Genomic DNA, 22,999 nt, shown 5'->3' with positions numbered 1-22,999 from the left:
TTAACCGTTCTGCCGACATTCTGACATCCTGATAGATCGCAAAAGGACGAAGCGGCGCGAGCCGCTTCGTCCTTTTCAATGCCAGACTATGTTTTAGTTCAGGCCCTGGCCGTTCCAGAACGTGATCTCGTCGAGCGGCAGGCGCGCCGTCGCTCTGCCCGGACCCACTCCCTTGCCCACCGCGATGAGCATGACCGGCACGAGGGTCTCGGGAATGTTGAATTCCTCGACGAGCCGTACGGCGTCGAAGCCGCCCATCGGCACCGTGTCGTAGCCGCGCGCTTTGGCCGACAGCATGATTTGCATGCTCACGAGTCCGCCGTCGACGAGCGCGATCTGCGTTTGCTTTTCCTTGCCGAGGCTGCCGTACATCCCGATCGCGCGCTCCGTGTATTGGTCGGCGAATTCGCGGGTCATCACGCCCTTTTCCACCGCCATGTCGTTGATCTGTCCAAGACGCTTGAAGCCTTCGCGATCCGCGAGCACCGCGATGACCGCGGAAGAATCGACGATCTGCTGCTGGTTGTTCGCGATCGGCAGCAGCTTCTTCTGGAGCTCTTTGTCATGGAAAACGAAGAAGCGCCAGGACTGCGTGTTGCTGCTCGACGGCGCCAGCGTCGCCTCCGCGAGAATCTCCTTCAGCTCGGCTTCCGGGATGCTCCAGTTCGGGTCGTATTGACGTACGGAGTGGCGCTCTCTGACAACGCTGGTATAGTCGGAGACGCGGGTGATCGTTTCGCTCATGATATTCCCTCCAAATAATGACTATGTCTATTTTGAACACAGTTAACGTCGCGAGCCGGCTGCAGCGGTATCGGGGACGGCTTTCAACTGTGCTATTTCAACCACAGTATACGACCGCCACGCATTAACTGTCAACACGCGAATTACAGTTCGCATGTCGGGTCACGAACCGCCGAAGCCGATATCGTCCAGCATGACTTTGCCGGGACCGTCGCCCAGCACGAATGCGATTCGGCTGACGGCAGCCGTCTCGAATGACGGATTCGCCTTCCTCCAGGCGTCAAGCGGCACGCGGTAGGTTTGGAAAACCGGCTCATACGGCTCCCTATATTTGCCGCCGTCGACAAGCGGCTCAAGCGTGCCCAACCGGGTGATTGAAACGCGAAAAAGCGGCTGCGGCGACGCGAAATCCGCCAGCGGCAGCTCCGAATAGACGCCTTTCGCGTCCGTGAGGCCGATGCGAATGTGCGAAGCCGCTGACGCCCGGCCCCCCCTGCACCTGCAGGTCCCGCGACAGATCCGCCATCGAGAAAGAAAGCAGCGCGTTACCGGCGTCGGATGCGCCTGTCGGCAAGGCTTTTTCCCAAGTCATCGTATATTCGCCGCCATTCGTCCATTGGAGCGAAAGCCCGTGCGTGCCTTTACCGCGCCGCTGACGGTCCAGCGCCTCGGCGACCTCCGCGGTCACGCCGGCGGACGCGATCCCGGCGATGCCCGCGCCCGGCATTGCGAAGTCGGCATCCTCGTCGTCGAACCGGACCCATGCCCGGAAGTCGCCGCTTTCGTACCGGCTGACGTATCGCGTGGCCGGAAGATACGCGCTTGCCGATCGATAATCCTCGAACAACGGTTTGTAAGCATCGTCTTGGAGCAGCGTTGCCTCCAGGAAGGCTGTCAGGTAGACTTTGGCGATCCGCCGCTGTTCCTCTCCGGGGAGGGCGGGCTTGCGGAGAAAAAGTCCCGCCGGCAGGGAGCTGTCGCGCCGGCCCCAGCTCTCGTTAAACTGCCCATGGTTGGCACCCTCAATGTAGAGAGAGGCCTTGAACGCCGAACCGGCTTGCCCGGCTCCATCGGTCGCGAACGTCGCGCGCATATACTGCCTGTCCCCGAAAAAATCGTTGATATCGGCATCGGACGCGCCCTGAAGCGTCAAATAAGAGACGTCGCGAAGCCGGGCTTGCTTGCCGTCCACGACGGTGTCCGTCGGCGCGATCGCCGCGACCGACACGATCCGGTAGTCCGAAGCCCGCGGCAAGGACGCGTCGTCCGCGAACCATTGCTCCCGGTCCGCCGCCATGGCGACGGCCTGTCCGCCCCGCGAGTGGCCGACCAGCGTTATTTTTTGCAAATCCGCCTTGCCGTAGAGCGGGGAGTCCGGATCCGCGTTAAAGTCGCGGAGCTGGCCGATATGCCGAAGCAGCATCCAGGCACGAAGCTTCATATCCTGATCCGGGATGCCCGACCAGACGGAATAATTCAGGAAGTTCTCGTCGACGGATACGACGAGGAAGCCTCGGCTCGCGAGCTGCTCGCCAAGATAGGCGTACCCCCCCGTCCGAATAATCCTCCATCGCGTGATTGCCGTGGACAATGAGCACGAGCGGGAACGCCCCGTCTCCCCGCGGCAGCCACACGCTTCCGTTCAACGGAAGCGACTTCGGGCCGAACCCCCAGTACCATTTGCGAAAAAGCGTCCAGTCCTTCAAATAGGCGGAAGCGTCCGCGGTCTTGGAGACGAGCCGCGCTTCCTCGCCGAACGCGGGACGCCGGTCGTCGCCGCTGCCGTAGGTGAAGGCGTCGTAGGCATAGCTGCCGGGCAGCGAAGGATCGCCGGCCGTGAATGGACGGAAGGCGCCGACCGCCGCACCGTCGCTCGAACCGTTGCTCGAAACGTCGCTCGCTCCGTCCGCGCCGGCTGCCGAATCGGCGTCGTCCATCGAGACATGGCGCGGCCAATTCGGCTTCAGCAGCGAAGGATCCGCCGCCCAGGCGATCGCGCCGCCTATTAGCGCCAGCGCAAGGATGGAAGAGGTCCGCAGGCGCGTGCCGGTGTCCCGTCCGAGCGCGGCGGCAAGGAGCCAGCCCGTCGCTGCGGCGGCGAACGTATACGCGCATGCCAATAAAAGCGACAGAACGGCGCCCATATCGCTGAAAAACAGCAAAAAAAAAGACGAGCGCGCCCGTGTACAGCAGTCCGCCGACCGTGGCGAACGGACCGGACAGCCGGGGAACGAACGTCAGCGCCCAGGCGACGAGCAGCGAGAATAAAGCGAACGCCGCCGTGTGCGAGGATACCGCCGACACGAGATCGACCGGCGTCCCGAAGCCGGTAGGTGCCCCCAGCATGCCCGTGCCCGCAGCGGCGCCGCCCGCGATCCAGAGCCCCGCGATCGCGCCGCGCCACGGGCCGCGGTCGCCGGCCAGCGCGCGTCCAAGCCGCCGCTCCGCCGGCAGCGGACCGCGGGCGCGGCGCGGCGTCGCCAGGCCGGCTTCTCTGTCGTCCATGCGCCCCCGCCCCTTTTCTCGTCTCTCATTTTCGATGAATCTATTCAATGACTCTATTATAATGCCGGCAAGCGACGCCAACCTACGACCAAGTTCAGGAACGGCATCGGAAACTCCGGCCTTCGCGTGCGCCGTCAGCTTCTGCCGTCAGCCTCCGCCGCCAATGAGCCCGAGCCATCTCCAATACGGCACGCAGGCGACGGTCAGCAGCAGCACGGCGAGGCCGTAGCCCAGCGCGGTCAGTTGGCCCTGGCGATGCGTGAACGACCGGCCTTCCGCGCTATAGTAGGCGGTCAGATAGGTCGGAGATTGGTAGGCGAAAAAGAACGGGTCGGTCGACAGCAGGATGACGAATACGAGTACCCAGGGGTGGATGCCCGCCTGCGCCGCCAAGCCCGCGGTCGACACGACGAGCAAAATGACGGCCGCATCGTCCCGAACGACCAGCGTCACGAGAAACGACAGCAGCACGACCGAGACGAGAAACAGCGTGGGCGACCCCGAAAAAGCGGCCATCCGGGCGCCGAGCGTGTCCGACAGCGCATGCACGACGCCGACCTTTTCGGCCACCTCGGCGAAGCTGAAGGCGACCCCGATGAACAGCAGGAACGGCCAATCGATGCCTGCCTTCAGCGTCTGACCGTCGAGCACGCCGAACATGACGAGCGCCGCGAATCCGAGCAGCATGACCCAGGCATAGTCCAGACCGTGCAACGGCTGCAAAATCAGCAGCGCGATCGAACCGAGCGCCGCGGCGGCCGTCACCCGCTCGCTCCGGGTCCATCGCCCGATGAGCTTCAGCTGATCGTCGAGCACTTCCGTGCGGATGGGACGCCCGGGCTCCCGGCGGCGGAAAGTCCAGGCCATGTAGACTGCCATCGCGCCGCCGAAGACGAGGAAGGCCGGCAGCGCGTAGATCAGCCATTGGAACCAGCTTACGCCCGCCGTCCCGCCGGCCATGCCGAGCGCCATGACGTTGGTGTAGGAGCCGGTCAGCACGAACGGAGCCGTAAAGCCGTAGAACACCATCGCCGTAAGCGACAGGCCCGCCATGCCGCGCGAGCGGTCGGCGAAGCCCATCGCTTCGGACAGGGTGCGCGCGATCGGCACGCCGAGCCCGACCTTGGCCGACGAAGAAGGAATCAGCGGATTGAGCAGCGCGCCGCTCGCGACGATCCCCCAGAACTGCCCGCGGTAGCTCGCCGGAAAGAGCTTCAGCGCAAGCAGGGAAAAGCGGTACAGCAAGCCGGATTTCGTAATGGCCGCGCCCAGCGCCAGAATGAACAGCATGTAGAGCCAACTGGGCGAGGCGAAGCCGGACAGCGCGATCGAAGGCTGTACGACGCCCCCGGCCACCCACAGCATCGCCATGAACAGCGCCACGAGGTAGTCCGGCACGGCGCGCACGATCCACATGACGACCGCCGCAAGGCCGATGCCGATGAAGTCCATGCCCTGCCGGGTCAGCCCGGGGAACGGATCGGCGAAGTGAAAATACAACAAGCCGGACAGCGCCAGCGCGAGGCTGACAAGCAACGGGAGACGGCCCCGCCCGAGCAGCGCGCCCGCTTGTTCGACGAGCCGCCTGTTCTGCTCGTCCCGAAGCTTGTCTCTGGCCGTCCGCAGGCTCTGCTCCGCGCTCTCCGGCTCGGTGCCGGCGACGGCCTCGGCGAGCCGCATGTATTCGAGCGCCTTATGCGGGCGCTCCGCCCGCCTGCACCACTCGGCGCCCCAGGCGTACAGGTCGGCCGTCTGAGCCGGATCGAAGCGGGCGGACGCCGTCTCAAGCGCGGCCTCGAACCGGACGTAGCCCTCTTCGCGTCCGCGCGCGAGGCAATCGTCCAGGTAGGCGGCGAACAGCCCCGGACGTTCGAACAGCCGCTCGTCGGGGCAGCGTGCCAGCAGATCCGCAAGCGGCAGGTCCGGCGGCAGGTCCGGCGGCAGGTCGGAAGGCAGCACCAGAGCCGCCTCGGGACGACGGCGAACTGCAGCGCCAGCTCTGCCGCGCGCAGGCGGCGGTCCGGGCGCGGCCTCCAGCGCCGCGGCTGCCTCTTCGCGCGGCTGCGCTGCAGCTCCGGACGCGCCCCATGCAGGCCCGCCTTCGAGCAGCGCGAGCAGCTCCGCCCAGGCGCCGCCATCCGACAGCACCGCGGCCGCCGCGGCCAGATCGCCCTCCGCCGCGTAATAGCGCGCGGCTTCATGCGTCAATCGCGCGCGCGCGCCATGTCCGTGCCGCTCGACGTACAACTCCGTCAGGACGGCTCGAACGGCCGGCATGACGGCGACGCGCGCCGGGCGCGCCGGATCCTGGCGGATCATCGCGCGAAGCTCCGCATCCGCCGCCAGCGCGGCATCGAAGGATGCAAGCCCCGCGGCGCGTTCCAGCAGCGGCTTGTCCGCGAACGGCAGCGCCGCCGCCGCGAACATCGCTTCCGCGACCCCGGCGGGCCAGCGCGCGGCCTGATGCCGGATGCGCGCGGTCTCCGCTTCGCGCGTCTCCGTCAGCCGCGCGTTCGTCTGCGTCAGCCTGCCTGACAGCAGACGGATAAAATACGCCGACAGCATGGCATGCTCCTCGATGAGCTGCCGGAACGTCTCTTCGCCGATCTCGAAGAGCTCCGTCTCGGCGGCCGCGACGGCGGTCGCGCTGCGCGGCTCTCCGGTCAGCAGCGCCATCTCGCCGAGCATGTCGCCCTCGCGCAGCACCGTCAGCGCCCGCCGCGCGCCCTCGTCCGTCTCTACGTACAGCGCGATCCGGCCGCGCAGCACGATGTACATCCCGTCCCCCGGGTCGCCCGCGCGGAACAACATCTCGTCCGCGCGCAGCGTACGCCGCTCCAGGCGACCGAGCACCTTGGCCAGGTCCACGTTGGACAGCCCTTTAAACAGCGCGATATCCGCTATGTTCACATGCATACCTCGACTTCGGAGTAAATGAATTTCTTTTAAAACCTGACCGTTGCCTATCCAGCGACATAACGGTCCGGAGCGCCGCTATTCGCCTCGCAGCACTAGTCCCCAAGCGAGCAACATAGCGCATTTTTGCGCTATGCGGGATATGTCGCTCCCGCGTTCGCGCCGACACACTAAGTTGCATCCGCAACATAGCGCATTTTTGCGCTATGCGGGCCATGACGCTCCCGCGTTCGCGCCGACACGATAAGTTGCATCCGCAACATAGCGCATTTTTGCGCTATGCGGGACATGTCGCTCCCGCGTTCGCGCCGACGCTAACTCTTATCCACGACATAGCGCAATTTTGAGGCATAACGGTCCGGAGCGCCGCTGTTCGCCTCGGAACTTCGTTCCCTCTTGTCTGCGCCCTATCGCTGCTGCCTCCAGATAAAACAAATCCTACACGCGGACGGCCGGGCTCACCATTGCCGAAAGTTAACGCCTTAATGCCCCGGGCGCGGGCGGCCGCGCATGCGGGCCAGCACCTGCTCGATGTCCTCCGGGTGGAGGAGCTCGATCGGGGACATGCCTTTCTCGAAATGGAGCCCGTCGGCCTCGATCAGCAGCACGTATTTGCCGTTCATGCGGGCGATGTGGATCGAATCGCCGTAGTCGCTCATCTTGGCCCGGACGGCGATATCGTCGGCTTTGAACTTCAGTTCCAGATCCGGCTGGTATTCGACGATATGGGCGGTCGCCCCCATGACGTCCTCGTGCGTCCACTTCTCCTGCAGCTGCCGCTTGTCGCCGGCCGCCCAGAGCTCGAACTCGCGCGCCTCCTGCGCCCAGCTCCCGCTGCCGCGCGCAGCCCGCGACAAGCCTCCGCCTCCGCTACCGTAGCCGCCTCCCTGACCGCCGCCATACGCTCCGCCGTATGCGCCGCCGTCGTCGCCATACCCCGCCGCGTCATAGCCCGGCGCGCCGTAGCCCGATTCCGCCGACGGATCGCGCTCGCGAACGGCCTCGTATGCGCCTTGTCCGCCGGCGGCATCCGCGCCGGCCCCGTCGCCCGCGGGCCATCCGGCATCCGGACCGGCCGCCAAGCCCGGCATCGCGCCCGCGCCCCCCGTCCGCCGCATAGCCGCTCTCGTCCTCCTCGCCGTCTCCCGACCATTTGCGCTCCATATATTCCTGCACCAGGCCCAGAACCTGATCGTTCACGATCTCCGGCTTCGACTTCTCGTACGAGACGTACTTCAGGAAGTCCTCGAAGTAGCGCGCGTGCGACGCCTGATGAATCTTGAGCTCGTAAGGCTCGAGCATCCCCTCCTCAGGCATATGGGGATACTGGATCGACTTGATGTTGCGCGCGCTGATCGCCATGTCGACCTTCGAGATCAGGCTGCGCTCGTCGGAGATGCGGGCGATCTTCGATTCGAAGTCGCACTTCAGCACGAACACGAACGGCTCGTCGAACAGCTCGTTGATCTTGGCCGCCGCCACGATAAACGCGCCGCCCCGTACCGCGCTCGTGTCCATATAGCTCCGCAGCACGTCGTCGCAGGCATAGTGGAACTGCTCCTTGGTCGCGGCCACGCGCAGCCGCTGGAACAGATTGTAGTTCGGGTTGCTCTCGGGCTCCTGCCCCGGCTCCATGACGAAGCGGCCGATCTTCGTCGGCGCCGCTGCGGTATCAGGGTTCACGTCGGCCTTGCGCTTCGCGATCCGCGTGAACTCCTCGTCGAGAAACGACTTGATCTCGCTATCCTCGTAGTCGTAGTGATCCAGCGTTTTGTAGTGCTTGTACCGCTTGTTCGTGTCGGTCTCCTTGGCGCTCTCCGACTGGATGACGAAGAAGGACAAATATTGTATGGAAAATCTCATTGGATACGGTCTCCCTGCTTTGATCGAATCGATCGCTGATCGGCGGCGCTCGCCGCCCTATGCCAAGTGTACCGATCGCGGCTTGGGCTTGTCCAGCCCCGGGGCGCTTTCGATGGCGCCGCTGACACCCCGTTGTCACCGGAAGTGCCTTAAGATAACGTTAAATCAAGCAAGGAGGTCCGTCCATGTCCGCTAAAATCGACTACAAAAAGCACGACAAAGCGCTCTATTTGCCTAAAGGGGAGCCTGTCATCCTCGACGTGCCCGCCATGCCCTTCGTCGCCATCGAGGGCGAGGGGGACCCGAACCGTCCCGCGTTCGCGCAGGAGACGGAAGCGCTGTACGCGCTGAGCTACGCCGTCAAAATGTCGTATAAAGGAAGCGATGCGCCGGAGGGCTACTACGACTACACGGTCTATCCGCTGGAGGGGATATGGAGCCTGGTGGATCTGACGCGGCCCGCTTCGGACAAAAGCAATCTGAAGTATACGCTCATGATCCGGCAGCCCGACTTTTTGACCGAGGAAGGGTTCCGATACTTTGTCGGCAAAACGGCGGCCAAGAAGCCGAACCCGCTGCTCGACAGGCTGAAATTCGTGACGATGGAGGACGGCCCGAGCTGTCAAATGATGCACGTCGGCAGCTACGACGACGAGACGGCCAGCTTCGAGCGCATGGAAGCCTTCTGCGAAGAGGCCGGCTGCCGGCGCGCGTCCAAGCTGCATCGCGAAATTTACATCTCCGATCCGCGCAGGACGGCGCCGGAGAAGCTGCGGACCGTATTGCGGTTTGCGGTGGCGAAGTAGGTCGTCAGTAAAAAACAGAAACCGCCGCATGCCTCTCGCGCTATCCTGCAAATGTACATCATGCAAGGCTTGCAAAGCAGGCTTTTGCCAGCCCGTGCCGCCTCCCGCCGTCGACCTGCGCGGGCTTCCGCTTCGATTAAGCGCCGGACAGGCTAGCCTGCTTCGCTCAGTTCAGCGCGGCCAGCCGCTCCAGCACGTCGCCCTTAAACAGCTCGTCCACCGCGAAGGAGACGCACGGGAACCGCTCCGAGACGACCCGGTCCTGTTCCTCGAACAGCTCTCCTACCCGGTAGCGTCCGTCGACGAGAATGAACTGCTCCAGCGTTCGCGCGGTCGGGTCGACGATCCAGTACTCGGATACGCCGTGCTTTTCGTAGACCGCATGCTTGCGCACCCGATCGCGCTTGCGCGAGCCGGGCGACAAAATCTCGACGGCCAGATCCGGGGCGCCCTCCACGCCTCGCTTGCTGACGATTTCCCAGCGGTCCTTGCTGACGAGCACAAGATCTGGCTGCATGACGTTGGTCCTGCTCAAAATGACGTCCAGCGGCGAATACAGCACGATGTAGTCCGAGGTACAGCTTTGCAGGAGCAGATGCAACTTGCCACTGATCGCTTGATGAAAAATATTAGGTCCGGACATCAGCTCCAGCTTGCCGTCAAAAATCTCGTAGCGATTGCCGTCGTCCGGCATGTCCGCGTAGATCTCGTAGGTCACGATCTGCTCGCGAACCTCGTCCGTCTTGCTCTCCCTGGTCTCCTTGTTCTCCCTGGTCTCCCTGGTCTCCTTGCCCTCCTGACCCGCCTTGCTCTCCTTGCCCGCCTTGCCCTTCTTGTACTCGTCGTTCATGGCCCGCTCCCTCTACGGTAAAAAAAGCGCCCCGTCAAAGCGACACGGACCCGTGCGCGGCTCTGACGGGGCGCTTCCCCGTGCGTTTATTTACCAATATTATGCTGCTGCGGTCGAACCGTGTCAATCCTAATTTTCGCTGCGCCTCGCCCGACCGGCTGGGCATCATCCGCTTCGGTTGGGGCATAATGGTACGGTCGGCAACCGACGATCAAGGAGGTCGCAGCTACGATGAGTCGACACTATTCCAAGTCTGCAACAGGTAAGGTTCGCCCAGGCTTCCTGGTCGCCTGCATTGCCTTGCTGGCAGCCGCCGTCTGGATCGGCCTTGCGGTTCGCGCCGGCCGCGCGGACGCCGCGGACACGACCTATCACAAATGGAGCCTCATCGCGATCGAGGAGACGAAGCACAAGTATCCGAAGGCGGCGCTGGTCGATTATTCGCACATCGGCAGAACGCAGCTCGAAGGCGGTCTTAGCGAGGAGAAGTTCAAGCTTTGGCTCCGCCAGGCCGACCGGGAGTTCGGCGTGTACGTGACCGTTCGGTTCAGCGACGCGGAGGATCGTCTGGTCTCGGTGGACATGAGAGAGACGCCTCGCTAGGGCAGAAGCCATGGATTCCCTTTTTTGACCAAAATCGCAATTTGTCGTTTGACGGCGCGCGCACGCGTTTAATTACACAATAAGCCATGAGGTCATTGGACGCGTCGTTCCCGGGCACCGCGCCCGGGCGCTGCTGCCGACTGCGCTTCGATCACGGCGGTACGATCCGCGGGTAGACGAACCCTAGACACAGCAAGCCCGCATAGCCGCCCTGCCCCGAGCAGGCTCCGGCCCATCAACTTTCTCGTTCGTCTCCCGTCGCAGTGCGCGACAAAAGACGGCGCACCCGGCCGCCTGGCGGTTCGGGAGCGCCGTCTTTTCAATTCGACAAAATCTCGTTCAGACGCCGCTCCGCCGCAGCCAGTCCGCTTGCCGGCTCCGCGCGGTTCTGAATGATGCTCTGCAGCTCCTCCGACAAGGCCGTCAACAACGCCGCATACTTGTCCGTCCGGGGCGCCGGCTTCACGGTCCGCTGCGATTGGACGAACAGCTTGCGATAAGGCAACGCCTGATAAGCCGCGCTTGTCATAACGGCCGTATTGGCCGGGATATGTCCCGCCTCTCCCCACACGACGCTGCCGATCTCGGAAAAGTACTTAATAAAAGCCATGGCCGCGTCGCGCTTCGCGTCGGTCGCGTAAGCCGGGATCGCCAGCGTGTGCGAGCTGCCCCAATGCGCCTCGCTCCCGAAAATCGGCGGCAGCGGCATAATGCCCACGTTTAAAGAAGGATTGGCCAGGTAATGCCCCGCTTCCCAGACGCCGCCGAACCACAGCCCCGCCCGTCCTTGGTCGAAGGAATCCCAAGGCGTCTTGTCGTTCAGATCGCTCAAGCCTTCGGCGAACAGCCGCTGGTAGAAGGCGAGCACCCGCACGGCATCATCGCCCGCGATCGCCGCCCGGGTGCCGTCCGGGCTGAGTAAATCGCCCCCCGCCTCGTAGTACAGGTCCAAAAACGGCTCCTGAAAATACGGCGTGTTCACGGCCATGGGCTGCACGCCGGGCACCCGTTCGCGGATCTGCTTCAACGATCGCACGAAGCCTTCGGGCGTGGCTTCCCCGAGACGGGGCGTTTCGTCCGCTCCGAGCAATCCGGCTTGCGCCAGAATGTCTTTGTTGTAGTACAGCATATGAAAATGCGTGTCCAGCGGAATCGCATAATGCTTGCCGCCAAACGCGACGCTGTGCAGGCTGGCCGCATCGATCTCGTCAAAACGAAAGCCGGCCTGCTCCGCCGGCCCGTCAAGCTCCGACAGGCGGCCCGCCTTGACGAGCGGCGACAGCCGGTCGGCGTGGACGACCGCGACATCGGGTCCGCTGCCGAAGGAGAGCGCGGTGCCGAGCCTGGCGTAGTATTCGTTGGACTCGAGGCGAAGCTGCTTCACGAACACGGCATCCTGCGAAGCGTTGAAGTCCCCGATAATGCGCTCGACGAATTCGCCCTCTCCTCCGCCGAACGGATTCCAGAAGGACAGCACCACGGGCGCGGGGCTGTCTTCGCTCGCTCCGGGCCATACGCCGCCGCCGGACGCGGGCGCGCCGAAGCAGCCCGTCAGCAGCAGGCACAGCGAGATTGCCGGCAAACCCGCGCGCTTTCGCATCGCGCCCTCACGCTCCTTTCATTCGTTTTCCCGTTCGGCAAACGGTTACAAATCTTCACGGCCCGATATCGTTCGATGCGTCCCGATGCAGGGCGCGATATTCCGAAGGAGACAGCCCCGTTATTTTTTTGAACACCTTCGAGAAGTACTTGGGATCCGGAATGCCGACCAGACTGCCGACGTCTCCCGTTCTCATCTCTTGCCTGAGCAGCTCTTTGGCGTTGTCGATGCGAATCCGCGTCAGGTATTCGAGGAAGCTCTCGCCGACTTCCTTCTTGAACAAATTCGCGAAGTAGTTTTTGCTCAGGTGCACGAGGCCGCTTATGAATTGGAGCGAAATCTCGCGGTCGTAATATTGCCGGATATACTGGGTCGCCTTGACGATGCTGTTGCGGTCGCTGTTGTACAGGCCGGCGATATGCCGCACCAGCGCTTCGAACGACTGCTTGAACCAAGCCCTGCTCTCCTCGACCGTCTCCAGCCTGGACAACTGGTCGTAATACTGCCTTTTCAGCTCCGTCACCTGACGGTCGTCGTTCGCCACGTCAGGCCATAGCGTCGTCAGGATCATGAGCAGCTCGAAGGTGATGATATGCGCCAGATCGGGATCGCGGCGAACGGACAACCGATCGAACAGCGTATCCAGGTACGCCGCGAGCTCGGCGGATTGGAACGCGTACACCATCGACTGAATCTGGCTGGTTCCGATGCGGATCGGCTCCGCGTGCTCCGCCGGCACGCGCTTGTCGTCGGCGCCGTGGACGATGACGCGGCCGCTTCCGAGGAACATTTTCTGCTTGGCGGCTTCCGCCGCCTGGGCGTAGGACGCCTTCAGCTCCGCCCAAGCCCCGATGCGCCCCCCGATGCCGATCGCCGCCTTCATGCCGCATTCGTCCCGGAGCAAGCCAATCAGCGCCTCCGCGCGCCGCTTGACGCGTTCGAGCCCCGCTCCCGCCGCATGCTTGCCCGCGTCGCACAAGACGCAGACGTCTCCTTGCTTGTCGACAAACGCTTCATGATCGCCGTCGTCCGGCGTCCATGTCCGGCCGATCGCATCCCTGACCGCCGCTTGCCGCTCCTCGAAGCCCTGCCCGGCCGAATGCACACTGATCAGCAGCACATAAGCCGAGCGAATCGGAGCCAGCCCGGCCCGCGCGGCGCGCTCGTCGCATTCGGCCGGGTCGCAGGCCGCGCCGTCCGCCAGCTCCGCCAGCAGCCGCTCTTTGTGAAGGCGCTCCGCCTGCGGGTCCGAAGCCTCCGCGCCGCGCGACGAGGCATACAGCTTGTCCTTCACGCTCAGCAGCGCCTGCTCGAAGTCGCGCGGCATCATATCCGATTTGATCAAATACTCGGAGACGCCGTGCTTGATCGCTTCCTTCGCGTATTGGAAGTCCTCGAGGTTGCTCAAAATGATAATTTTCATGTCCGGCGCGGTCTTGCGCACCTCGGCGATCAGCTCGATCCCGTCCATCACGGGCATCTTGATATCGGTAATGAGAATATCGGGCGGCTCGGTCCCGATCAGCGCCAGCGCCTCCCTGCCGTTGGCCGCCTCTCCCGCGAGCCGCAGGCCGATCTTGTCCCAATCGATCATGGACCGGATACCGTATCTCACGATCGGCTCATCCTCGACGATCATGACGCGATGCATGCGCTCCCTCCCTCTTAGGTCATCAAGGGCAGCCGAATCCGGATGCGCGTGCCCGCGCCGAGCTCGCTCTGTATCCGGATGCCGTATCCCTGCCCGCAGATGAGCTTGATCCGCTCGTCGACGTTGGCCAGGCCGATCCCGCCCGGCTTGTCCTTGCCGCCCCCCGGCTGCTCGAGCATTCGCTGCGCCGCCTTCGGGTCCATGCCGACGCCGTTGTCCGCGATCTCGAACCGGATGCCGCCGCCCGGCTCGCGGGCGCACGCGATCTCGATCCGGCCGCCGCTCTCGCGGCCCTCGAAGGCGTGCAGGATCGCGTTCTCGATCAGCGGCTGCAAGATGAGCTTCGGCGTGCGGAGGAGCCGGACCTCCTCGGCCATCTCGACCGACGTCTCGATGTTGAAGTTGAAGCGGAACTGCTGGATGCCGAGGTAGCAGCGGACATGCTCGATTTCCTCCTCGACGGTCACCGTCTCCTCGCCCTTGCCGAGACTGATGCGGAGAAGCCGGGACAGCAGGCTGACCATCTCCGCCGCGTGGTTCGCCTTTTGAATCAATGCCGTCCACTTGATGATATCAAGCGTATTATACAGGAAATGCGGGTTGATTTGCGCTTGCAGCGCCTTCAGCTCCGCCACCCGCTTCTGATCCTGCTCGACATAGACGGCGTTCAGCAGCTCGTCGATCCGCGCGACCATCGCATTGAAGTTGCCGCCCAGTTCGTCGAACTCGTCGTACCTGCGCTTCGTCTGGTAGCGCGTGGACAGTTCGCCGTCCATGACGCGCTTCATGAGCCGAATCATCTTGAGGATCGGCTTCGTGATCGAGCCGGCGAGCACGATCGCCGCGATGATCGAGAAGGCGATGCAGAACAGGGCGATTAGCAATATAATCTGCAGGAGCCTGTCGGAATCCTGGTACAGCGCGGACTTGGAAATGACGTTGACGACCATCCAGTCGTTTGTCGCGAGCTTTTTTGACGTTGACGATCAGCTTGTCGCCCCCCGTACTTCAGCGGAAACTTCAGCTCCCCGGCGCCCGCTCCCGCGATCTGCGCGTAGCCCCGCTCGCCGAGCACCTCGGACACGGATCGCCCGATCATCGCGCTGTCCGGATAGGAGACGAGCCGGCCGCCGCCGTCGACGATGAAGCTCTGCAGGTCCCGGTTGTTGCTCGCGGCCTTGGAGACGAGCTCCTTGATGACGTCCTCGCGAATGTCGAGCACCGCGGCGATGCCGAGCGGGCTGCCGTCCGATATTTTATAGAGCTGCTTGGCCAGCGAAAAGACGTACGTGCTCTGCGAATTCAGACTGTCCACGTAGGTGCCGTACCGCGTCGGATACCAGTGGAAATCGCCGTCGTCCAGCGTCCGAAGGAAGGGGCGCGACTCTTTTTCCGTACGCTCGCTCCAGCGGTAGATCCCTTTGATATAGTGCCGGTCGGATATGAACGAAATCGATTGCACGTCCTGGTTGATCGCCACGATCGTGGACAGCTTCGTGGTGAGCGACAGGCTGTCGAGGTCGTACTGCGCCGGATCGGCATCGCTCAGCTTGCGCAGCATCGAGACGATCTCCGCGTTGCCCAGCACCTGCATCATCATTTCCTTGTAGATGCCAAGGCGCGTGTCCAGATTGTCGGCGGTCTGATCGAGAAGATGCTCGGAATATTCGGTCGCCTTCTCGTTGATCGTCGATCTGGAGATCGAAAACGAAATAATCCCCATGACCACGAGCGGCGTCAAAGAGAACAGAAATAAAAGCAGCATCCACTTGGCGCGCATGCTGCTTTTCCATATGCGTATCGGCGGCCAAACGCGTCTCCGGAGAGGCGCTTCGGGTTCAAGGTTCATGCCTCCAGCCTCTTCTCTTGCGATTATCCCTTCACGCCGGACATGGATACCCCTTGCACGATGTGCCGCTGCAGCAGCACGAATACGAGGATGGTCGGGATCGCCGCGATCGCGCTGGCCGCCATGATCAGGTTCAGGGACATCGTATTATTCGACAGGAAGGTCGGCAGCCCTGCCGAGAGAATCATATTTTCCGCCGAGGTGATCGACAGATACGGCCATAGGAAGTTGTTCCACGATAAAATGAAATAGAAGATGCCGACGGAGATCATCGCCGAACGCGTCAACGGCAGACACACGCGCCACCACAGCCCGAAGCTGCGGCTGCCGTCGATCTGCGCGGCCTCCAGGTAATCCCGGGGCACGCCGTCCATAAACTGCTTGAGCAGCAGGATGCCGATCGGATTGGTCAGGCCCGGCAGGATGATCGCCCATATATTGTCGATGAGCTTGAGATGAAGCGCGGTCTCGTAGAGCGGGATCAGGATGGCCTCCGTCGGGATGAGCAGTCCGGACGCGATCAGGACGAAGAAAATGCCGCGCGTCTTAAAGGGAAGCTTGGAAAACGAGAAGGCCGCGAGCGAGCTGAACAACACGGCGATGATCGTCGTAAGAAAGCCGATGACGACGCTGTTCCACGTCCAGCGCAAAATTTGCGAATCGCGAATGACCTTCATGTAGTTGTCGGCGTTCAGGCCCGACCAGTCCACCCAATCGGACAGCGAATACACGGTCGCGCCGTCGGGCTTCAGCGAGACGAGCAGCATCCAGACGAGCGGAAAAACGAACAGCAGCGCCAGCAGCGCCGCCGCGATATTCAAAAGCCACCTTTTCATGCGAATCTCTCCTCATCCGTCTTTCCGGTCGGTCAATTTAAACTGGATCGCGGCGATCATCAGCATGATGACGCAGAAGACGATCGACTGCGCGGAAGCGAGTCCGAACATGTCCTTCTTGAAGCCGGTCACGTAGATGTAGCGGATCATCGTATTCGTCGAATCGCCGGGTCCGCCGCCCGTCATGATCTGCACCTGGCCGAACAGCTTGAGGCTGCCGATGACCTGGTAGAAAATCTGGATTTTCATGACGCTCGACAGGCCGGGCATCGTGATATGGCGGAACCGCTGCCAGGCGCCTGCCCCATCGATCTTGGCCGCTTCGTAATGATCGGGTGGAATCTCCTGAAGGCCGGCCAGAAACAGGACCATGACGAACCCGACGGTCCACCAGTCCGTCACGATCGTGATCGCCCACCAGACGAGCCCGCGGTCGGTCAGCCAGTTAAGCTCGCCTGCGCCCAGCAAGCCGAGCAGGGCGTTGACCGGACCGTTTTTCGCGTCGAACAGATGCAGCCAGATGAAGCTGATGACCGATACGGAGAGGACGTAGGGCAGGAAAAAGGCGGAGCGGATCGCCGTTCGGAACCAAATGCGCTCGTTGATGAGGAGGGCGAGAATCAGCCCTAGCGCGATGACGGTAGGCGTGCACAGCAGCACGAAGTAAAAGGAATGCCACAAGTAGACGTAAAAATCGGGGTTGTTGAAAATTTTATCGTAGTTCGCGATGCCGACGTACTTCTCCATTCCCCGTATGCCCCAGACGTGCAGGCTCATCCATATGCCGCGGCAGACCGGCCACAAATAAAATACGGCAAAAGGAATCAGAAAAGGAACCAAATACAATACGGCCTTCAATTCGGTACGCAGGCGCAGCGGCTCGCGTCTTCGCAAAGCCGCGGCAGCCCTGCGTCCGGTGATTTGCGTCTCCATTCGCCATTCTCCTCGTATGCAGGCTTGCTATGAAGCGGGAGAGTAGCCCGCAGACGCGTCCGCGCCATGCCGGTTCCTCTCCGCCTTTGCTCTTTAGTTGTCCAGCACTTCGTTAATCTGCTTTTCCATGTCCTTCAGTCCGTCCTCCGGCGATTCGCTGCCGAAGATGATGTTCTGGAGCGACTCCGCGATCGTCGTGACGATCGTCGTGTATTTATCCGTCTGCGGCGCGAACTTGACCGTCTTCTGCGCTTCGATGAACTGGTCGCGGTACGGCAGGCTCTTGTATTCGTCGCTCGCCGTGACATTGGCGTTGGCCGGCACATGGCCCGCTTTGCCCCAGGTCGAGCCTCCGACTTCGGAGAAATACTTCATGAACTTCGCGGACGCCTCCTGCTTCTCCGCCGACACGTAGGAAGGAACGACGAGCAGGTGCGAGCTGGCCCAATGCGTCTGGCTGCCGAAGATCGGCGGCAACGGCATCGCGCCGATGTTTTTGGAGGCGTCGCCGAGCAGCACGCCCGCTTCCCAGACGCCGCCGAACCAGAAGGCCGCCTTGCCGTTGCTGAAGCTGTCCCACGGATTTTTATCGTTCAGGTCGGCATATTTGTTTTTGTAGACGTCCATGTAGAACTTCAGCACCGACAGCGCCTTGTCGTTGTTGATCGCGGCCTTCGTCATGTCGGCGTTCAGGATGTCTCCGCCCGCCTCGTAGTACAAGTTCAGGAACGGCTCCTGGAAATAAGGCGTATTGACCGCCAGCGCCTGAATGTCCGGCACCTTGGATTGAATTTGCGCAAGCGTCTTCTCGAATCCTTCCGGCGTCATCTCGCCCAGTTTCGGCGTGCCGTCTTCGTTCAGCAGGTCCGCCTTTTTCAGCAGGTCCTTGTTGTAGTAGAACATATGGAAGTGCGTGTCGAGCGGCACGGCGTAGGGCTTGCCGTCGTACGTGACGCTCTGCAGGTTGGACGCCGTGATCTGCGACAGATCTAAGCCGACCTTGGAGGCCAGGTCGTCGACCGGTACGATCTGCTTCGCCTTCACGAACGGCGAGATGCGGTCCACGTGCGCCACCGCGACATCCGGTCCCTTGCCCGAGGAGAGCGCCGTGCCGAGCTTGGCGTAATACTCGTTGGACTCCAGGCGAAGCTGCTTGACGACGACTTCCTTTTGCGAATCGTTGAAGCCCTTGATAATCTGGTCGACGAAGTCGCCCTCGCCGCCGCCGAACATGTTCCAGAACGTGATCTCGACGGCGCTGCCTCCGTTGCCCGTGCTTGCGGCCTGGCTGGATGCCGGCGCGGATGCGCTGCCGCTCGCCGGCGCGGACGATGCTGCGTTGTTATTGTTGCTGCCGTTGCCGCAGCCGGCCAGCGCCAGCGTCAGCGCCATGCCCGTCGTCAGGAGCGTCGCGGATTTCTTTTTCATTTTCACGTATGAGCCCACCTTTATGAGAGATGCGTGCCGAGAAAGCCTCGTTGTAAGTGCTTTCTTCATGCTTAACTTTAACTGCGGCGAGGCATGCGATGAACCGACGATCAGCCGCTCCTGATGCGACAAAATACAGATGTTGCCGGCGGTTCCGGCAAGGCGGGGTGGACAATGTTAAGGTTGGTGGCGAAAATTACGGTCGGGCGTGGGGATGCGAAACCCTAGGTCGGGGGGCAGGACTGCGCAAGCTTTGGGCGAGGGGCAGGGGGGGCAACCTTCGGGCGAGGCGCAAAAGAAAGCCGTTCGGGAAAAGTCGTCGCTGATGATCCGCATATTTTCGAGCGTCGCAGGGGCGGCGTTAGTGCCTTTTGGCGCTTATCGGCACCTTTTCGGGCGTCGCAGAGGCGGCGTTAGTGCCTTTTGGCGCTTATCGGCACCTTTTCGGGCGTTACAGGGGCGGCGTTAGTGCCTTTTGGCGCTTATCGGCACCTTTTCGGGCGTTACAGGGGCGGCGTTAGTGCCTTTTGGCGCTTATCGGCACCTTTTCGGGCGTCGTAGGGGCGGCGTTAGTGCCTTTTAGCGCTTATCGGCACCTTTTCGGGCGTCGCAGGGGCGGCGTTAGTGCCTTTTGGCGCTTATCGGCACCTTTTCGGGCGTTACAGGGGCGGCGTTAGTGCCTTTTGGCGCTTATCGGCACCTTTTCGGGCGTTGCAGATGCGGCGTTAGTGCCTTTTGGCGCTTATCTGCACCTTTTCGGGCGTCGCAGAGGCGGCGTTAGTGCCTTTTGGCGCTTATCGGCACCTTTTCGAGCGTCGCAGGGGCGGCGTTAGTGCCTTTTGGCGCTTATCGGCATGGAGTTGCACGGTTATTCCGTGTTACTCTGCTATCGATCGGCACTTACTACGGGAATTGCGCGGTTTTTCCATGTTACTCTGCTACCGATCGGCACTTACTACGGGAATTGCGCGGTTTTTCCATGTTACTTCGCTACCGATCGGCACCTACTACGGGAGTTGCACGGTTATTCCGTATTACTCTGCTACCGATCGGCACTTACTACGGGAATCGCGCGGTTTTTCCGTGTTACCCCGTTCCGAAACGATAGCGATGCCCTCTCCCAGGCACAAAAAGCCGTCCCCAGGCCTGAAACGACCGGGAACGGCTTTGCTCGAATGCCGGAAATTTACCGTTTAATCCGGCCAATCAGTACAGATTGATATTGTCGAAGCTGACGCTGTTGTTGAAACCGCCGCGCACGCCGATCGTGCCCGCGGTGAAGGTCGAGTCCGTCGCGGTGAGCTTCGGTGTCGCCATGTCGCCAACGTAGACGCGAATGGTGCCGGCGTTCACGGTCACCTTCATGTGGTACCATGTGTTGGTCGCGATCGCCGTATTAAGCGTCTGCAGCGCCGTCCAGTTGTTGTTAAAGCGGCCCAGGAAGATGACGCCGTCCGAATTGATGCCCGCCGCATAGCCCGACTGCGCGTCGGGGCCGTTGCCCGGATTGGTCACGTTAAATACGAGACTGGCCTGACCGGCGTTGTTCAGCTTGATGTCGCCTTCCAACGTATAGCTTGCCTTCGACGGATACGGCGTCAGCAGCGCTTTGTCGGCATTGGCGGAAGTCACGTTATACGTGCCGCCGCCCACGTTCCAGGTGCCGCCGTACTTGACCCAGCCGTTGTCGTTGGCCGCGAAGTCGTTCGCGTAGGAGCCCGTCAGCGCGCCGAACCGGACCTGAATGTTATGCCCGCCCACGCTGCGGTCGACGGAGTCGATCATCGCAATCTCGTTCGTCCCCGTCTGGTAGAGCGCGCCCCACAGCGTATTGCCGAAGGCAGGGACGTCGTTGTTGTACCAGGTATTGCCGAAATCGTTGCTCAGCGACAGGACGTTGGAATTGGAGGTAAGAACAAGTCTTCCGTCGGTCAGCGACAGCAGATAAGGCCCGCCTTGCTGGTTCGTCGATACCATCGTGCCGATGCCGCTGGCCCAGGTCGTCCCGTCCGCGCTTTTCTTGGTGAAGATCCGGCAGTTTTGCGTGCCGCACACCTCATAGGAGACGATGTACTGCCCGTTCGTCATCTTCGTCCACACGGGCATGCCGGGACGCGCTCCCGCGTTCGAGGGGTCCCAGGCTACGTAAATCTCGCTGCCCCAGGATGCGCCGCCGTTCGTCGAGATCTTTTCGGAAATGATCTGGCTGTAGGACGGACTCTCCGTCACGTGCTTCTCGTTCGCGTACATGACGGCGACCGAGCCGTTGTCCAGCAGCTGCATGTGCGGTTCGTACACGCCCTTGTCGGGATTGCCCAGCGCGCCGGGCGCGCCGTTATTTTGATCGATCGTGCTCAGGTAGCTCCAGCCTGTACCGCCATTGGTGCTCTTGTACACGCGAAGCTGGTACGATTCCTGCCAGCGGACCGAGCGCATCGCGAGCAGGATGTCTCCGTTCGGCAGTTGGAGCAGCTGGCCGTTGTCCAGATCGCGGCCGTCCTCCCATAGCGTGGCGGCGAGCGTCCACGTCCGGCAATTGTCCGTGCTGCGGAACACCTGCAGCCGGGTGCCGCCCCAGGATACTTTGGTATAACCGTTATTGTCGTAAATGGCGGCGACCGCAAGCCACGTGCCGTCCGCCAGCTTGACCATGCGGGGGTATTCGGCGCCGAACGTGCCCGGATGGAGACCGCGCGCGTCCGTGCCGGCGTCCGTGAAGGTGTTGATGTTCGTGACGGTCGCGGACGTGCCCCACACGACCGGACCGTTAGCCGCAAACGCGGGAATCGCGGTCGCGACGATCGCCAAGCACATGAATCCCGCCAAAGAAGCCAACCACTTTTTTAATCAATGTCGTTCCCTCCTCATAAGAATCGAATGCTCGTAACCGCTTGCTACTCCGCCTTTTCCGACGCCTCCCTCCCTTCTCTCCCTAGAATGTAAGGGCTTTCGTTAATGAATGGTAAAAGAACCGCGCTCTCCCGAAAACCTAAAATCGTGCGGCATTGGGGGGAACAAAGTTACGGTTGTAATCAGCGCGCACGAAAAAGCCTCCTGCGCAGACTTGCTGCGACAGGAGGCTCTTGCTTGAGCCGCCGACTCTTAGAAAAAAAGCAGGCAGATAAGGACGGTTCTTCTCCAGCATCTCGTCCAGCAGTTGCTTGGCCACACGGACGGACGGCACGAGCGGATGCGCCGTCATCGCCTGCAGCGCCAGGTCCCTGTCGCCTTCCACGGCCGCGCGGATCGTGAGCCGCTCGTACGTTTTCACGGCATGGATGAGCCCCTTCGCCTGCTCCGGCACCCGGGTCACCGGCAGCGCCAGCGGACCTTGGCCCGTCACGACGCAGTTCACCTCGATGCAGGCGTCCGGCGGGAGAAAATCGAGCGTATGGCCGTTCGGCACGTTCAGCGTCTGAATATCGCGTTTGTCGCCGTAAAGAGATTCCATCAGGTTGACCGCCGCCTCCGAGTAATAGGCGCCTCCGCGTTTTTCCAGCTGCTTCGGCTTTTCCTGCAGGTTAGAATCCTTGTACAGCTCGAACAGCTCGTCTTCGACCTTCTTCACGACCTCGGCGCGCGTGCCGCCGCTCTTCAGCGACGCCAGTTGATCCTCGAGCATGACGTCCGTCATGTAAAAGTATTTGAGATAGTACGACGGCAGTCCGCCCAGCGAACGCAGGAAGTCCGGATCCCACTCGCTTGCCGGCACGTTTTTCCCGCTGTACGCTTCCCGATTGTCGAGCAGCTCGGGCAGCCGGTCGACGCCGTCGACCTCGATGCGCGTCACCCAATGCAAGTGGTTGAGCCCGACGAACTCCGTGTAAATGCGGGACGGCGTCGTGTCGTATTTGGCGGTCAGCCATTTGGTAAGACCGATCGGCGCGTTGCACAAGCCGATGCTGCGCACGTTGGAGTAGCGGCGGATCGCCTCGGTCACCATGCCGGCCGGATTGGTAAAGTTGAGCAGCCAGGCGTTCGGGGCCAGCTCTTCGATGTCCCGGCAAATGTCGAGCAAGGCGGGAATCGTCCGCAGCGCCTTCATCATGCCTCCGGGACCGGTCGTCTCCTGCCCGATGACGCCGTGCAAATTCGGAATGTGCTCGTCCCACTTGCGGGCTTCGAGCAAGCCGACGCGCATCTGCGTGGAGACGAAGTCCGCGCCCTCGATCGCCTCGCGCCGGTTCAGCGTCAGATGTACGCTGATCGGCAGGCCGGATTTTTCGACCATGCGCTTCGCGAGCGCCCCCACGATCTCGAGCTTGCGCCGTCCCGCTTCGATGTCGACAAGCCACAGCTCCCGGATCGGAAGCCGGTCGTAACGGTTAATGAAGCCTTCCACGATCTCCGGCGTATACGAGGAACCGCCGCCGATGACGGCCACCTTCAGTCCTTGCGCCATGCTTATCACCCTC

The 22,999-nt window shown here is 62.1% G+C and carries 19 protein-coding genes; 2 read left to right on the top strand and 17 right to left on the bottom strand.

The genetic code is table 11. The features are described from left to right. Positions 1-93 precede the first annotated feature (93 nt). From OMP40_RS21460 to OMP40_RS21430, 7 genes are all read right to left on the bottom strand, one after another. Positions 94-744, bottom strand: a complete 651-nt coding sequence (locus tag OMP40_RS21460) for a nitroreductase family protein (protein ID WP_277534418.1) — start codon at positions 742-744, stop codon at positions 94-96. Positions 745-906: 162 nt separating this feature from the next. Further along, complete coding sequence (locus OMP40_RS21455; RefSeq protein WP_277534416.1) at positions 907-1,110, bottom strand: hypothetical protein; 204 nt, start codon at positions 1,108-1,110, stop codon at positions 907-909. Continuing rightward, on the bottom strand, positions 1,097-2,185 hold the full coding sequence (locus tag OMP40_RS21450) for an alpha/beta hydrolase (protein WP_277534414.1): 1,089 nt from the start codon (positions 2,183-2,185) through the stop codon (positions 1,097-1,099). Before OMP40_RS21450 ends, OMP40_RS21455 begins: the two co-directional genes overlap by 14 nt. Further along, entirely contained in the window at positions 2,130-2,906 is a 777-nt protein-coding gene (locus OMP40_RS21445; RefSeq protein WP_277534412.1) for a hypothetical protein, read from the bottom strand. The genes OMP40_RS21450 and OMP40_RS21445 overlap by 56 nt, the downstream gene beginning before the upstream one ends. Before the next feature lie 490 nt (positions 2,907-3,396). Beyond that, positions 3,397-6,159 carry an SLC13 family permease gene (locus OMP40_RS21440; protein ID WP_277534410.1) on the bottom strand — a complete coding sequence of 921 codons (2,763 nt, stop codon included), beginning with the start codon at positions 6,157-6,159 and terminating at the stop codon, positions 3,397-3,399. Between the two features lie 488 nt (positions 6,160-6,647). Beyond that, positions 6,648-7,022, bottom strand: coding sequence for a DUF3898 domain-containing protein (locus tag OMP40_RS21435; protein ID WP_277534409.1), 375 nt, complete (start codon positions 7,020-7,022; stop codon positions 6,648-6,650). 88 nt (positions 7,023-7,110) lie between these two features. Further along, positions 7,111-8,028 carry a DUF3900 domain-containing protein gene (locus OMP40_RS21430; RefSeq protein WP_277534407.1) on the bottom strand — a complete coding sequence of 306 codons (918 nt, stop codon included), beginning with the start codon at positions 8,026-8,028 and terminating at the stop codon, positions 7,111-7,113. A gap of 185 nt (positions 8,029-8,213) precedes the next feature. On the opposite strand from OMP40_RS21430, the gene OMP40_RS21425 reads away from it, so the two are divergent. Beyond that, the gene (locus OMP40_RS21425) at positions 8,214-8,834 is read left to right on the top strand and encodes a GyrI-like domain-containing protein (RefSeq protein ID WP_277534405.1); all 621 of its coding nucleotides are present in this window, start codon (positions 8,214-8,216) and stop codon (positions 8,832-8,834) included. Positions 8,835-9,000: 166 nt separating this feature from the next. Here the strand turns inward: OMP40_RS21425 and OMP40_RS21420 are convergent, their stop codons facing one another. Further along, positions 9,001-9,684, bottom strand: a complete 684-nt coding sequence (locus tag OMP40_RS21420) for a Uma2 family endonuclease (RefSeq protein WP_277534403.1) — start codon at positions 9,682-9,684, stop codon at positions 9,001-9,003. Positions 9,685-9,915: 231 nt separating this feature from the next. Here OMP40_RS21420 and OMP40_RS21415 point away from each other — a divergent pair, with 231 nt between their 5' ends. Continuing rightward, entirely contained in the window at positions 9,916-10,287 is a 372-nt protein-coding gene (locus tag OMP40_RS21415; protein ID WP_277534401.1) for a DUF3889 domain-containing protein, read from the top strand. Positions 10,288-10,606: 319 nt separating this feature from the next. Here OMP40_RS21415 and OMP40_RS21410 read toward each other — a convergent pair whose 3' ends face one another. The 9 genes from OMP40_RS21410 to OMP40_RS21370 all read right to left on the bottom strand — a co-directional run bounded on the left by OMP40_RS21410 (position 10,607) and on the right by OMP40_RS21370 (position 22,986). Then, on the bottom strand, positions 10,607-11,887 hold the full coding sequence (locus OMP40_RS21410; protein ID WP_277534400.1) for an extracellular solute-binding protein: 1,281 nt from the start codon (positions 11,885-11,887) through the stop codon (positions 10,607-10,609). 55 nt (positions 11,888-11,942) lie between these two features. Continuing rightward, a complete protein-coding gene (locus OMP40_RS21405) occupies positions 11,943-13,538 on the bottom strand; it encodes a response regulator (protein ID WP_277534398.1) in 1,596 nt (531 codons plus the stop codon). Positions 13,539-13,552: 14 nt separating this feature from the next. Beyond that, positions 13,553-14,488, bottom strand: a complete 936-nt coding sequence (locus tag OMP40_RS21400) for a sensor histidine kinase (RefSeq protein WP_277534396.1) — start codon at positions 14,486-14,488, stop codon at positions 13,553-13,555. Beyond that, a complete protein-coding gene (locus OMP40_RS21395; RefSeq protein ID WP_277534395.1) occupies positions 14,416-15,387 on the bottom strand; it encodes a cache domain-containing protein in 972 nt (323 codons plus the stop codon). The genes OMP40_RS21400 and OMP40_RS21395 overlap by 73 nt, the downstream gene beginning before the upstream one ends. A 23-nt stretch (positions 15,388-15,410) precedes the next feature. Beyond that, positions 15,411-16,223: a carbohydrate ABC transporter permease gene (locus OMP40_RS21390; RefSeq protein WP_277534393.1), complete on the bottom strand. Its 813-nt coding sequence runs from the start codon at positions 16,221-16,223 to the stop codon at positions 15,411-15,413. 12 nt (positions 16,224-16,235) lie between these two features. Beyond that, positions 16,236-17,156, bottom strand: coding sequence for a carbohydrate ABC transporter permease (locus tag OMP40_RS21385; RefSeq protein ID WP_277534391.1), 921 nt, complete (start codon positions 17,154-17,156; stop codon positions 16,236-16,238). 93 nt (positions 17,157-17,249) lie between these two features. Then, complete coding sequence (locus tag OMP40_RS21380) at positions 17,250-18,584, bottom strand: ABC transporter substrate-binding protein (protein WP_277534937.1); 1,335 nt, start codon at positions 18,582-18,584, stop codon at positions 17,250-17,252. Between the two features lie 1,206 nt (positions 18,585-19,790). Next, complete coding sequence (locus OMP40_RS21375; protein WP_277534390.1) at positions 19,791-21,398, bottom strand: family 16 glycoside hydrolase; 1,608 nt, start codon at positions 21,396-21,398, stop codon at positions 19,791-19,793. 175 nt (positions 21,399-21,573) lie between these two features. Further along, positions 21,574-22,986 (bottom strand): 6-phospho-beta-glucosidase, encoded by a 1,413-nt coding sequence (locus OMP40_RS21370; RefSeq protein ID WP_277534388.1) that lies wholly within the window; start codon positions 22,984-22,986, stop codon positions 21,574-21,576. Positions 22,987-22,999: the final 13 nt, after the last annotated feature.

Origin of the sequence: Cohnella rhizosphaerae (assembly GCF_029525575.1) — a bacterium.
In the GTDB taxonomy this organism is placed as follows: Bacteria; Bacillota; Bacilli; order Paenibacillales; family Paenibacillaceae; genus Cohnella; species Cohnella rhizosphaerae.
This window is presented reverse-complemented; position numbering and strand designations above follow the sequence as displayed.

Bases quoted from the DNA above. Each gene is read 5' to 3' on its own strand.
- OMP40_RS21370 (WP_277534388.1), bottom strand. From the start codon at position 22,986: ATGGCGCAAGGACTGAAGGTGGCCGTCATCGGCGGCGGTTCCTCGTAT.
- OMP40_RS21395 (WP_277534395.1), bottom strand. From the start codon at position 15,387: ATGAACCTTGAACCCGAAGCGCCTCTCCGGAGACGCGTTTGGCCGCCG.
- OMP40_RS21420 (WP_277534403.1), bottom strand. From the start codon at position 9,684: ATGAACGACGAGTACAAGAAGGGCAAGGCGGGCAAGGAGAGCAAGGCG.
- OMP40_RS21400 (WP_277534396.1), bottom strand. From the start codon at position 14,488: ATGGTCGTCAACGTCATTTCCAAGTCCGCGCTGTACCAGGATTCCGAC.
- OMP40_RS21430 (WP_277534407.1), bottom strand. From the start codon at position 8,028: ATGAGATTTTCCATACAATATTTGTCCTTCTTCGTCATCCAGTCGGAG.
- OMP40_RS21405 (WP_277534398.1), bottom strand. From the start codon at position 13,538: ATGCATCGCGTCATGATCGTCGAGGATGAGCCGATCGTGAGATACGGT.
- OMP40_RS21375 (WP_277534390.1), bottom strand. From the start codon at position 21,398: ATGTGCTTGGCGATCGTCGCGACCGCGATTCCCGCGTTTGCGGCTAAC.
- OMP40_RS21460 (WP_277534418.1), bottom strand. From the start codon at position 744: ATGAGCGAAACGATCACCCGCGTCTCCGACTATACCAGCGTTGTCAGA.
- OMP40_RS21425 (WP_277534405.1), top strand. From the start codon at position 8,214: ATGTCCGCTAAAATCGACTACAAAAAGCACGACAAAGCGCTCTATTTG.
- OMP40_RS21450 (WP_277534414.1), bottom strand. From the start codon at position 2,185: ATGAAGCTTCGTGCCTGGATGCTGCTTCGGCATATCGGCCAGCTCCGC.
- OMP40_RS21380 (WP_277534937.1), bottom strand. From the start codon at position 18,584: ATGAAAAAGAAATCCGCGACGCTCCTGACGACGGGCATGGCGCTGACG.
- OMP40_RS21390 (WP_277534393.1), bottom strand. From the start codon at position 16,223: ATGAAAAGGTGGCTTTTGAATATCGCGGCGGCGCTGCTGGCGCTGCTG.
- OMP40_RS21415 (WP_277534401.1), top strand. From the start codon at position 9,916: ATGAGTCGACACTATTCCAAGTCTGCAACAGGTAAGGTTCGCCCAGGC.
- OMP40_RS21385 (WP_277534391.1), bottom strand. From the start codon at position 17,156: ATGGAGACGCAAATCACCGGACGCAGGGCTGCCGCGGCTTTGCGAAGA.
- OMP40_RS21410 (WP_277534400.1), bottom strand. From the start codon at position 11,887: ATGCGAAAGCGCGCGGGTTTGCCGGCAATCTCGCTGTGCCTGCTGCTG.